Source organism: Bacillus salitolerans, assembly GCF_042680805.1.
In the GTDB taxonomy this organism is placed as follows: domain Bacteria; phylum Bacillota; class Bacilli; order Bacillales; family SA4; genus Bacillus_CJ; species Bacillus_CJ salitolerans.
This window is the reverse complement of sequence record NZ_JBHUEM010000001.1, coordinates 1-12,437: the sequence shown is the minus strand read 5'-3', so window position 1 is coordinate 12,437 and position 12,437 is coordinate 1. Positions and strand designations below refer to the sequence as shown.

At 35.8% G+C, this 12,437-nt stretch carries 10 protein-coding genes; 8 read left to right on the top strand and 2 right to left on the bottom strand.

The window, feature by feature from the left end; translation table 11 throughout:
* Window positions 1-108: 108 nt before the first annotated feature.
* Window positions 109-471, bottom strand: coding sequence for a ribonuclease P protein component (rnpA, locus tag ACFSCX_RS00050; protein ID WP_377926029.1), 363 nt, complete (start codon window positions 469-471; stop codon window positions 109-111).
* Between the two features lie 231 nt (window positions 472-702).
* Window positions 703-837 (bottom strand): 50S ribosomal protein L34, encoded by a 135-nt coding sequence (rpmH, locus tag ACFSCX_RS00045; protein WP_149220711.1) that lies wholly within the window; start codon window positions 835-837, stop codon window positions 703-705.
* 720 nt (window positions 838-1,557) lie between these two features.
* Here rpmH and dnaA point away from each other — a divergent pair.
* The 8 genes from dnaA to ACFSCX_RS00005 all read left to right on the top strand — a co-directional run bounded on the left by dnaA (window position 1,558) and on the right by ACFSCX_RS00005 (window position 12,095).
* Window positions 1,558-2,907 (top strand): chromosomal replication initiator protein DnaA, encoded by a 1,350-nt coding sequence (gene dnaA / locus ACFSCX_RS00040; protein WP_377926028.1) that lies wholly within the window; start codon window positions 1,558-1,560, stop codon window positions 2,905-2,907.
* A 196-nt stretch (window positions 2,908-3,103) separates the two neighbouring features.
* A complete protein-coding gene (dnaN, locus tag ACFSCX_RS00035; RefSeq protein ID WP_377926027.1) occupies window positions 3,104-4,243 on the top strand; it encodes a DNA polymerase III subunit beta in 1,140 nt (379 codons plus the stop codon).
* 303 nt (window positions 4,244-4,546) lie between these two features.
* On the top strand, window positions 4,547-4,771 hold the full coding sequence (yaaA, locus tag ACFSCX_RS00030; protein WP_377926026.1) for a S4 domain-containing protein YaaA: 225 nt from the start codon (window positions 4,547-4,549) through the stop codon (window positions 4,769-4,771).
* A 166-nt stretch (window positions 4,772-4,937) separates the two neighbouring features.
* Window positions 4,938-6,056, top strand: a complete 1,119-nt coding sequence (gene recF / locus ACFSCX_RS00025) for a DNA replication/repair protein RecF (RefSeq protein WP_377926025.1) — start codon at window positions 4,938-4,940, stop codon at window positions 6,054-6,056.
* Window positions 6,057-6,065: 9 nt separating this feature from the next.
* Entirely contained in the window at window positions 6,066-6,335 is a 270-nt protein-coding gene (remB, locus tag ACFSCX_RS00020; protein WP_377926024.1) for an extracellular matrix regulator RemB, read from the top strand.
* A 58-nt stretch (window positions 6,336-6,393) separates the two neighbouring features.
* Window positions 6,394-8,319 (top strand): DNA topoisomerase (ATP-hydrolyzing) subunit B, encoded by a 1,926-nt coding sequence (gene gyrB / locus ACFSCX_RS00015; RefSeq protein WP_377926313.1) that lies wholly within the window; start codon window positions 6,394-6,396, stop codon window positions 8,317-8,319.
* 40 nt (window positions 8,320-8,359) lie between these two features.
* Window positions 8,360-10,867 carry a DNA gyrase subunit A gene (gene gyrA / locus ACFSCX_RS00010; protein WP_377926023.1) on the top strand — a complete coding sequence of 836 codons (2,508 nt, stop codon included), beginning with the start codon at window positions 8,360-8,362 and terminating at the stop codon, window positions 10,865-10,867.
* Window positions 10,868-11,009: 142 nt separating this feature from the next.
* Window positions 11,010-12,095: an HD-GYP domain-containing protein gene (locus ACFSCX_RS00005; protein WP_377926022.1), complete on the top strand. Its 1,086-nt coding sequence runs from the start codon at window positions 11,010-11,012 to the stop codon at window positions 12,093-12,095.
* Window positions 12,096-12,437 lie beyond the last annotated feature (342 nt).

Sequence of the window (12,437 nt, the reverse complement as noted above, 5' to 3'; positions counted from 1 at the left end):
AAAATACAATACCAACACATATTGTATCACTTTTCTATTAAAATTTCTTTTATCTCTCGAATGAAAAACATGACAAAATCAGCAAGATCATAAAATATTGTCGAATTTCTAATTTTTTTTCATCACTTTAGGAGACTTTAGTACTTTCCCGACCTTCAAAACATGCTCCAATGAAGACTTTATTTCGTGATATTCCATCTCAGCTGTCGGTTTTCTAGCTATGATTATGAAGTCTTTCGTTTGAGGAAGGCGCTCCTGCAATTCGAATATTATTTGTCGTATTAAACGTTTTACTCTGTTTCTTGTTACTGCATTTCCTATCTTTTTCCCTACAGATAATCCGATACGAAAATGCACTTGTCCAGGCTTTTCTAACGAATAAACAACAAATTGCCGATTTGCAAACGAAGTCCCTTTTTGAAACACATTTTGAAATTCATCATTTTTTTTTATCCGATATTCTTTCTTCATCTGAAACACTCCATTTAAGGCGGTTGTGTTTATACTCTACTTTTGCCCATCGTACCTCAAAATAACCTTTTTTATACTCGTTCTACTGATAAATAATCGTTGATTTATCAGTAGAACAGATAGATACCGACAAATAAGTGGCCAGCAATTGATTTCATAAAAATAAGGGTACATCTTTCTATAAAAAAATATTTCATTAGCCGAAAAAAGACCACTGTTCAGACAGTGGTCTTAAGCTGATAATACTTTTCTTCCTCTTAGACGACGACGAGCAAGAACTTTTCTACCATTAGCAGAACTCATACGGCTACGGAATCCATGAACTTTACTACGCTTACGCTTATTTGGTTGATACGTACGTTTCATTATTTATGACACCTCCTGGGAAAAATCTTTAAACCGTGCAACCCGATATAATCAAGGTTACATTTCGATACTAGGTAAGGCAATTCCCTCTATGAAAAAGACCATCGATCAATTGTTACAGCCTTATTTTGAAAGCAATCAAGGAATTGCTCTTATGAACAACATTTCTATGTGTGTCCATTTGTTTGAAATCCTTTTGTTTAAATATCAAAAAGACAGTCTTAATAATTATAGAGAACGACCCCTTAAAATGTCAACTCGAATTGAAAAAACCTAAAATTTCCCTATAAGATGTAAAAGACCTCGATAATTCCAGCTTGTGGATAGTTTTCTAATCAAATTTTACCTTTTTCATCATTTATCGACAACTTTTACACAGTATCTTGTGTTGTGGAAAAAATAAATCCACAAGTTGTTGTACTTGTGGATAACTTATTAAAAACCATTGCATATATACTTTTTATTTGTTATTATTATTGTGTTTTCACTCTGAATAATTTATTTCACGTTTTACTTTATCCACAGATTGTGGATAGCTTGTGGATACTTTGTTCAGTACCTGTGAAAAAAGTTGTCCACAAACCGTGAATACTGTCGAAAAACCATTTTTCTACTATATTATATTTATTAACATTATTTGTGGAAATGTATGTTTATTCTTTTATATACAAACGGTTGTACAAAACTTGTACATATCTCGGAGCAAGGGGGGGAAACAGATTGGAGAATATCTCAGATTTATGGAATAAAGCCTTAAAAGAGATAGAAAAAAAATTAAGCAAGCCTAGTTTTGAAACATGGTTAAAATCAACAAAAGCACATGCTCTTCAAAGCAATACCCTGATCATTACTGCTCCAAATGAGTTTGCAAGAGATTGGTTAGAATCCAGATACTCTTCTATTATTGGTGATACGATTTATGACATTACAGGAGCAGAGCTAGAAATTAAATTTATTATTCCTCAAAATCAGTTAGAAGAAGACTTTGATGTAGAACTGCCGAAAAAGCGTGTTTCAAAAGTTGATGATGAACCACTTGAATTGCCTCAAAGCATGCTAAATCCAAAATACACATTTGATACATTTGTTATTGGATCTGGTAACCGATTTGCTCATGCAGCCTCATTAGCTGTTGCTGAAGCACCAGCTAAAGCCTACAATCCTTTATTTATATATGGAGGTGTAGGACTAGGAAAAACCCACTTAATGCATGCCATTGGTCATTATGTGATTGATCACAATCCGTCTGCAAAAGTCGTTTATTTATCCTCTGAAAAGTTTACGAATGAATTTATTAATTCAATTCGTGATAATAAAGCGGTTGATTTTAGGAATAAATATCGGAATGTTGATGTCCTACTTATAGACGATATTCAATTTTTAGCGGGAAAAGAACAAACACAAGAGGAATTTTTCCATACTTTCAATACGTTACATGAAGAAAGCAAGCAAATTGTTATATCGAGTGATCGACCACCAAAAGAAATTCCAACCTTAGAGGATCGTCTTCGTTCTAGGTTTGAATGGGGATTGATAACTGATATTACTCCACCTGATTTAGAAACACGTATTGCCATTTTGCGAAAGAAGGCAAAAGCTGAGGGCTTGGATATTCCAAATGAAGTCATGCTATATATCGCCAATCAAATTGACTCAAATATCCGTGAGCTTGAGGGCGCACTGATCCGTGTGGTTGCCTACTCTTCTCTCATTAATAAAGATATTAATGCTGATCTGGCAGCGGAGGCCCTGAAGGATATCATTCCAAGTTCGAAGCCTAAGGTTATTACCATCCAAGATATTCAGCGAATTGTCGGGCAGCAATACAGCATTAAATTGGATGACTTTAAAGCGAAAAAGCGAACAAAATCTGTTGCTTTTCCTAGGCAGGTAGCCATGTATTTATCAAGGGAACTTACAGATTTCTCATTACCAAAGATCGGAGAGGAATTTGGAGGTAGAGACCATACGACTGTTATTCATGCTCATGAAAAAATCTCAAAGCTTCTCCAAACCGATGATACGCTTCAAAAGCAAATAAAAGATATCCAAGGACTTTTAAAGAATTAAAGATTCATATCTTAATAATGTGAATAACTTGAACATACTTACACACAGTCTGTCCACATGTGGATAGGCTGTGTTTCCTTTCATAATTTCAGGTTATCCACAAATCCACAGGCCCTATTACTATTACTTCTATTCTTTTAAATAAAATATTAATATATGAGTAGGAAATCTATTTATGACGAAAAGGGGAAAAAACATGAAATTTTCGATCCAAAAAGATTATCTAGTCCAAGCTGTTCAGGATGTAATGAAGGCAGTTTCATCAAGAACAACAATTCCTATACTTACAGGGATTAAAATTGTTGCTACTGATGAAGGTGTTACTTTAACAGGAAGTGATTCTGATATTTCAATTGAATCTTTTATACCCGTAGAAGAAGCTGGGGATGAAATAGTAGAAATCGAACGAAAAGGAAGTATTGTTCTTCAAGCACGTTATTTCAGTGAAATTGTTAAGAAGTTACCCCAAGACATCGTTGAAATAGATATTCAAAATCAACTTCAAGTTGTCATTCGATCTGGTAAGGCTGAATTTAATTTAAATGGACTTGATGCAGAGGAATATCCACAGCTTCCTCAAGTTGCTGAAGAAAACGTATTCTCTCTTCCAGCTGATCTTTTAAAAAATCTTATTAGACAAACTGTTTTTGCCGTTTCAACATCTGAAACTCGTCCAATTTTAACAGGTGTGAACTGGAAAATTGAGAATAGTGAATTACATTGTATTGCAACAGATAGCCATCGTTTAGCTTCTAGAAAGGCACTTATTGCAGCTTCAAGCTCAATCCCAGAAGCAAACGTAGTTATTCCAGGGAAAAGCCTTAATGAACTAAGCAAAATTCTTGATGATACAACTGATAGTGTTGAGATTGTGATGACTGAGCAACAAATTTTATTTAAAATGAAAAATATATTGTTCTTTTCTCGCTTATTGGATGGAAATTACCCAGATACATCAAGACTCATACCGTCTGAAAGCAAAACAGACATTTTACTCAACAGTAAAGAACTTCTCCATGCCATTGATCGAGCTTCCCTATTAGCAAGAGAAGGTCGTAATAATGTAGTTAAGTTCAGTACGATTGAACAAGGAATCGTAGAAATATCCTCTGACTCACCTGAAATTGGGAAAGTTACGGAGGAAATTCAGAGTGAATTGATAGAGGGAGAAGAATTAAAAATATCATTTAGTGCGAAATATATGATGGATGCGTTAAAAGCTATAGATGGTCCAGATGTAAGAATTAGTTTTACTGGTGCCATGAGACCATTTTTCATCCAACCTGTAGATGATGAAAAAACTTTACAACTAATTTTACCTGTTCGGACATATTAATTAAGAGAGAAAGAAAGCGATTAAGAAGAACAAAGAGAGCTTCCTAATGGCTTTCTTTTCTTACTTATTAAGAAAGTATAAAAGTTTTTAGCAAGAGATTGGGCTAGTGACTTGGAATCCAGCTCCAGCACTCAGCCACTCGAGGTCAAATAACCTGTCATGAATAAAAGGGAAACCACCCACTTTTTATGACAGAACATTTGCTCTGCCTGAGGCTAAGCGGGGCGCAATGAGCCTTTTGTTCTATTTCTTTATTTAGTACAATTAATATAAATGAATAAACGAATGAAAGCAGGAGATTACATGTCAAAGAAAGTAACCATCCACACAGAATACATTACTCTCGGACAATTTCTAAAACTTGCAGATGTCATTGATAGTGGTGGTATGGCAAAGTGGTTTTTAGAAGAACATCATATTACAGTTAATGGTGAAGAAGAAAATCGCCGTGGGAAAAAACTACGGAACGGTGACCTTATTGAAATTGAGGGAAAAGGAACGTATACGATTGAAACTCAAGAAAAGTAAGTTTTCAACAAAAAAAATCAATTAATTCACACCAGGTCAGTAGAGCGCGATGATTACTTCGTTTTGCTTTTTATGTGTGGAAATTAAGTCTTTACTATAGTCAATCTGCTTTAAGGAAAGTATCTCTACTTTTCAAAGAGCCAAGAAACCAATTAGGGGAATTCCCATGTATATTGAAAAACTGTCAATAACTAACTATCGAAATTATAAAAAAATTGATCTTACTTTCGAAAATAAAGTAAACGTGATTCTCGGAGAAAATGCTCAGGGAAAAACGAACTTAATGGAATCCATCTATGTTCTAGCAATGGCGAAATCGCATCGTACATCAAATGATAAAGATCTTATATGCTGGGATGAGGAGTATGCTAAAATAGAAGGAAGAGTTCAAAAGAAAAAAGGTCCTTTTTCCCTGCAGCTAATTATTTCTACAAAGGGGAAAAAAGCAAAGTTAAATCATATTGAACAGCAAAAACTGAGTCAATATGTGGGTGCCATGAATATAGTTATGTTTGCTCCAGAGGATTTAAATATTGTGAAGGGAAGTCCCCAAGTAAGAAGAAGATTTTTAGATATGGAAATCGGACAAGTTTCTCCAGTATACATGCATGACTTAAGCATGTATCAAAAAATTCTTCAACAGCGTAATCACTATCTAAAGCAATTACAAAGACAACGAGTTAAAGATATGACCATGTTAGATGTGCTTTCCACCCAGTTATCAGAGGTTGCCGCAAAAATTGTAAGAAAGCGTTTTGAATTTCTACAATTATTGCAAAAATGGGCTGATCCCATCCATCATGGAATTAGTAGAGGCTTAGAAAAATTAGAAATCAAGTATAAAGCCTCTATAGATGTATCAGAAAAGCTAGATTTGTCGAAAATGATAGATGTATACGAACAAAAATTTGGTAAAATAAGAGATAGAGAAATAGAAAGAGGTATGACCTTAGCGGGGCCACATCGAGATGACCTTGAGTTTTTTGTGAATGGAAGAGATGTTCAAACTTTCGGCTCACAAGGACAACAACGGACTACGGCATTATCTTTAAAGCTAGCTGAAATAGAACTAATCTATTCAGAAATTGGTGAGTACCCGATACTATTGTTAGACGATGTCTTATCTGAGCTAGACGATTATAGGCAATCACATTTATTAAACACGATTCAAGGTAAGGTTCAAACATTTGTAACAACTACAAGTGTAGAAGGAATTGATCATGATACGTTAAGACAAGCTGCGCAATTCTCGGTAACATCAGGTAGTATAGAGAAGCTGAAATGAGGTGGTTTGTTGTATATACACTTAGGTGAGAATGTTGTGGTTCCATTAGATGAAATCATTACGATTTTAGATGGACAACTTTATCATTCCTCAATAATTGTACAGGAATTTATAGAAAGTCAAAGGAAAACGAAGGAAATTGTTGAGATTTCTAATAACTCTATGAAAACAGTTATTGTTACGTTACATCAAATCTATTTTTCCCCTTTGGCGTCTGTTACGCTAAAAAGAAGAGCAACACAAATGTTTGATGCAGGACCATTAATCCAAGATATTTGAAATAGTGAAATATAGACTTTAGACAAGTAAAGGCAAAGTGCAGGTGAATTAAGTGGCGATGGAACAAAAAGAAATGGAACAACAAGCTTATGATGAAAATCAAATTCAGGTATTAGAAGGATTAGAGGCTGTAAGAAAACGCCCAGGAATGTATATCGGGACTACGAGTGCAAAAGGTCTCCACCACTTAGTGTGGGAAATTGTAGATAATAGTATCGATGAAGCTTTAGCTGGATATTGTACAGAAATCAATGTGCAAATTGAGAAAGACAATAGTATAACGGTTAAAGATAACGGACGTGGTATTCCAGTTGGTATCCATGAAAAGATGGGAAGACCAGCTGTTGAGGTTATCATGACCGTCCTGCATGCAGGCGGTAAGTTTGGTGGAGGCGGATATAAAGTTTCAGGTGGACTACATGGTGTAGGTGCTTCTGTTGTTAACGCTCTTTCAACTCAGTTAGATGTAACCGTGCATCGTGATGGAAAGGTACATTATCAAGAGTTCCATAGAGGGGTTCCAGCTGAGGATTTAAAGGTTATCGGTGAAACGGATGTAACAGGTACGATCGTACACTTTCAACCTGATGGGGAGATTTTCACTGAAACATTAGATTATGATTACGATACACTAGCAAATCGTATCCGTGAACTTGCCTTCTTAAATCGTGGCTTAAAGATTACGATTGAAGATAAACGTGAAGAAAAAGAACGCTCAAATGAGTACTATTACGAGGGCGGTATTAAAGCTTACGTTGAACATCTAAATCGCACAAAAGAACCTGTACATGAAGAGATTGTGTTTGTTGAAGGTGAAAAGGACAATATTTCTGTTGAAATAGCCCTTCAATATAACGAAAGCTTCACAAGTAATATTTACTCTTTTGCTAATAATATTCACACCTATGAAGGTGGAATGCACGAAGTTGGATTTAAAACATCTCTTACACGTGTCATCAATGACTATGCAAAAAAGAACAATCTTTTAAAAGATTCAGAAAGTAATTTGTCAGGGGAAGATGTTCGTGAAGGGTTAACCGCCATCATCTCTATTAAACATCCAGATCCTCAGTTTGAAGGACAAACAAAAACAAAATTAGGAAATAGTGAAGCGAGAACGGTTACGGAAGCAACATTTGGTGAAACTTTTGAAAAATTCATGCTAGAAAACCCTTCTGTTGCTAGAAAGATTGTTGATAAAGGCCTAATGGCTGCACGTGCTCGTATGGCAGCAAAAAAAGCAAGAGAATTGACGAGAAGAAAAAGTGCTTTAGAGGTCTCTAGTCTACCAGGTAAGCTAGCAGACTGTTCTTCTAAAGATCCGTCAATCAGTGAACTTTATATTGTAGAGGGTGATTCAGCGGGTGGATCTGCAAAGCAAGGTCGCGACCGTCATTTCCAGGCTATCCTGCCTCTTCGTGGTAAAATTATCAATGTAGAGAAAGCACGTCTCGATAAAATATTATCAAATAACGAAGTTAGAGCGATGATTACAGCATTTGGTACAGGTGTTGGTGAAGATTTTGATATTTCAAAAGCACGTTATCATAAAGTTGTCATTATGACTGACGCGGACGTAGATGGTGCTCATATTCGAACATTGCTATTAACGTTCTTTTACCGTTATATGCGTCAAATTATTGAGCACGGATTTATTTATATTGCTCAACCACCATTGTATAAAATCCAACAAGGTAAACGAGTTGAATATGCGTACAATGATAAAGAGCTTGAAAGGTATCTAGCAGAAATGCCGGCTCAACCAAAACCGGGCATACAGCGCTATAAAGGTCTAGGAGAGATGAATCCAACACAATTATGGGAAACAACAATGGATCCAGAAACAAGAACGCTTCTTCAAGTCACTTTACAAGATGCAATTGAAGCGGATGAAACATTTGAAATGCTGATGGGTGACAAAGTAGATCCAAGACGTCATTTCATTGAAGAAAATGCACAATATGTGAAGAATTTAGATATTTAATTATTGAAAAAAATTTATTGAACTCCTTAAGGAGGCTCTTATGTCAGAAAACCGTAAACCACAAGTTAAAGAGATAAATATTAGTCATGAAATGCGTACATCATTTTTAGATTACGCAATGAGTGTAATTGTTTCTCGTGCCCTTCCCGATGTTCGGGATGGGCTAAAACCTGTTCATCGTCGTATTTTATATGCGATGAATGATCTAGGCATGACAGCTGAAAAAGCCTATAAAAAATCAGCGCGTATTGTTGGAGAAGTTATCGGTAAGTATCACCCGCATGGGGATTCTGCTGTTTATGAAACGATGGTACGTATGGCTCAAGATTTTAATTTCCGTTATATGCTAGTAGATGGACATGGAAACTTTGGATCTGTAGACGGTGATTCTGCAGCAGCCATGCGTTATACAGAAGCACGTATGTCCAAAATATCAATGGAACTAGTTCGTGATATTAATAAAAATACGATTGATTATAAAGACAACTATGATGGTTCAGAAAGAGAACCGGTTGTTTTACCTGCACGATTTCCTAACTTACTTGTAAATGGCGCGACAGGTATTGCGGTTGGAATGGCGACGAATATTCCGCCTCATCAACTTGGAGAGGTTATTGATGGTGTGTTAGCTGTAAGTAAAAATCCTGAAATAACCATCGCTGAGTTAATGGAAACGGTTCAAGGACCAGATTTCCCTACAGCTGGACAAATTCTCGGAAGAAGCGGGATTAGAAAGGCTTATGAGACTGGAAGAGGTTCTGTTATTATCCGAGCTAAGGTAGAAATCGAAGAAAAATCAAATGGAAAAGAAACAATTATCGTTCATGAAATCCCTTATCAAGTAAACAAGGCAAAGCTTATCGAGAAAATTGCCGAGCTTGTTCGGGATAAAAAGATAGATGGTATTACTGACTTACGTGATGAATCAGATCGAAATGGTATGCGAATTGTTATGGAGATTCGCCGTGATGCCAATGCAAATGTCATTTTAAATAATTTATATAAGCAAACGGCACTTCAAACTAGCTTTGGTATTAACATGCTAGCATTAGTAGATGGACAACCGAAAGTACTAAACTTAAAAGAAGTACTGTACCATTACTTAAATCATCAAAAAGTTGTAATCCGAAGAAGAACACAATTTGAGCTCGAAAAAGCAGAAGCAAGAGCACATATACTTGAAGGATTGCGAATTGCTTTAGATCATCTTGATGAAGTAATTACATTGATTCGTAATTCACAAACCACTGATATTGCAAGAACGGGGTTAATGGAACAATTTTCACTATCTGAAAAGCAAGCACAAGCGATTTTAGATATGCGCTTACAACGCTTAACAGGATTAGAAAGAGAAAAGATTGAAGAAGAATATAAAGGTTTAGTTGCCTTAATAGCAGAATTGAAGGCAATTCTTGCAGATGAAGAAAAAGTGTTGGATATTATCCGGGAAGAACTACAAGAGATTAAAGAACGATTCAACGATACAAGACGTACTGAAATTGTTGCTGGCGGAGTAGAGATGATAGAGGATGAGGACCTAATCCCAGAAGAGAACATCGTAATATCCCTTACACACAATGGGTATATTAAACGTCTCCCAGCCTCAACTTATCGCTCGCAAAAACGAGGAGGACGAGGTATTCAAGGGATGGGTACCAATGAAAATGATTTCGTTGAACATCTACTAACAACGTCCACCCATAATACAATTTTATTCTTTACGAATAAAGGGAAAGTATACAGGGCGAAAGGATATGAAATACCTGAATTCAGTCGAACTGCAAAAGGCATTCCAATCATTAACCTCCTAGAAATTGATAAAGGTGAATGGATTAATGCGATGATTCCAGTTCAGGAATTTAGTGATGATAACTTCTTATTCTTTACAACAAAACAAGGAATCTCAAAACGTTCTCCACTCTCTTCCTTTGGAAATATTCGTACAAGTGGATTGATTGCTGTAAATTTACGAGACGGAGATGAATTGATCTCTGTAAAGCTAACAGATGGTTCAAAGGATATTATCATTGGAACAAAGAATGGTATGCTTATCCATTTCCCTGAAACAGACGTACGATCAATGGGTAGAACGGCAACAGGGGTGAAAGGTATTAGTCTGGATGAAGATGATGAAGTAGTAGGAATGGAAATCCTTAATGAAGGCTTTGATGTTCTTGTCGTCACTCGAAATGGATATGGTAAACGAACACCAAAGAGTGAATATCGAGTTCAAAGCCGTGGTGGAAAAGGATTACGCACGACAACCATTACCGATAAAACGGGCCCAGTTATGGCAATAAAAACCGTATCGGGTGATGAAGATATTATGGTTATAACGGCCAGCGGTGTTCTTATCCGTATGGCTACCGGTGGGATTTCACAATTCGGTCGATATGCACAAGGTGTAAGATTAATAAGACTTGGTGACGAGGAAAATGTTTCCACAGTAGCTATAGTCGAAAAAGAAGAAATAGAAGAAGAACATGAAGAACATGAAGAGAATGAAGAAGTAGTGGCTGAAATTAGCCAATCCGAAGAAGAAGAATAAAAAATTTTAAGGAACACGTCGTAGTGTTCCTTTTTTTTTAGTAAAATAGATATAATACCTAACCTTTCTGTCCCATTCAATGCCAACTAAACGTTTTTCATCATAACCATCCATGTTGATTTACTTGGAGAGGAGATTATATATGAAGGTTCAAATTAATCAATTGCAAGAAGGCTGTATATTATCGACAGATGTCACCTCCTTAACAAATAGACCGATCATCACCAAAAAAACAGTATTATCCAAACAACATATTAAAGTTCTTCATGCTTTTCTAATTAGAGAGGTAAATATTGAATCGGTTCTAGTCAACGGGCAACCTTTTCAACCGGGAGAAAAAAGTGAAGAATACCATGAGGAAAATACAGAGGAGAAAGCTACACCTTTAATTAGCCTTTATTTAAAATCGGTTCAAGAATTTAAAGCATATTTCCAAAGTTGGCAATCAGGATCTCAAATAGATATTGTAAAAATTCGCAAATTCTTTATTCCTTTACTAGAGCGTGTAGTAAATGCCCCTTCCGAGTTATTTATGCTTCATCATTATTCAACAAAAAAGGAGTACTTATATCACCATTCTGTTACAGTTGGTCTTTTAGCTGGTTTTTTAGGGAAGAAATTGAACTATGAAAAAGGAGAATGGATACAAGTAGCAATTGCAGGGTTGTTATCGGATTGTGGAATGGCAAAAGTCCATCCCAAAATACTAGATAAACAAACTGCACTACTTCCAGAAGAGTATAATGAAATTAAAATGCACCCAACACATGGGTATAAAATGTTACAAAATCTGCCTGTGATAAGGGAAGGTGTGAAGCTAGGAGTATTTCAGCACCATGAAAGAATCGATGGAAGTGGATACCCTTTAGGAATAACGGGAGAGAAAGTCCATCCTTTTGGAAAAATAATTGCTGTAGCCGATGTGTATCATGCCATGACATCAGAGCGAAATTATCGTTCAAAGCAATCCCCCTTTAAAGTACTCGAGTTAATTATTCAGGATAGTTTTGGACAATTTGATATTCCCGTTATTCAAGCCTTAACTTCTGGAATCGCTAATTTCTCAATAGGATCAAAAGTAAGACTATCTAACAATCAAATCGGAGAGATTGTTTTTATAGAATCAAAATCACCAACAAGGCCTATGATTAAGCTAGATTTGAACGGTGAGTTTATACAATTATCGAAAAGAAGAGATTTGTTTATTGATGAAATCATGACAGAGTGAAGGATGAACTTCACTCTGTTTCTATTTTTTAACACTTGTTAATATCAACATTGGATGTTATTATATTTTAAGTCAGCACGACGACGTGTTGAAAGAGAAAAAAGTTGTTGACTTCTAAAAGTCAGCGTGATATATTTATAAAGTCGCTTCTGAGCGATAGACATTAACAAAGTTCTTTGAAAACTAAACAAAACGTCAAGCGTGTTGGTTTTATAAACCAACGAGGTTATTTCATAGTAAATAACCATCAATAATTTTTAAAATCTACTATTGTAGATTGTCGGTGTTTTTGAGCAATCAAACATCTTTTTGGAGAGTTTGATCCTGGCTCAGGACGAACGC

Coding starts and splice junctions, on each gene's coding strand:
- recF (WP_377926025.1), top strand. CDS start 4,938: ATGTATATTGAAAAACTGTCAATAACTAACTATCGAAATTATAAAAAA.
- gyrA (WP_377926023.1), top strand. CDS start 8,360: ATGTCAGAAAACCGTAAACCACAAGTTAAAGAGATAAATATTAGTCAT.
- rnpA (WP_377926029.1), bottom strand. CDS start 471: ATGAAGAAAGAATATCGGATAAAAAAAAATGATGAATTTCAAAATGTG.
- ACFSCX_RS00005 (WP_377926022.1), top strand. CDS start 11,010: ATGAAGGTTCAAATTAATCAATTGCAAGAAGGCTGTATATTATCGACA.
- rpmH (WP_149220711.1), bottom strand. CDS start 837: ATGAAACGTACGTATCAACCAAATAAGCGTAAGCGTAGTAAAGTTCAT.
- gyrB (WP_377926313.1), top strand. CDS start 6,394: ATGGAACAAAAAGAAATGGAACAACAAGCTTATGATGAAAATCAAATT.
- dnaN (WP_377926027.1), top strand. CDS start 3,104: ATGAAATTTTCGATCCAAAAAGATTATCTAGTCCAAGCTGTTCAGGAT.
- yaaA (WP_377926026.1), top strand. CDS start 4,547: ATGTCAAAGAAAGTAACCATCCACACAGAATACATTACTCTCGGACAA.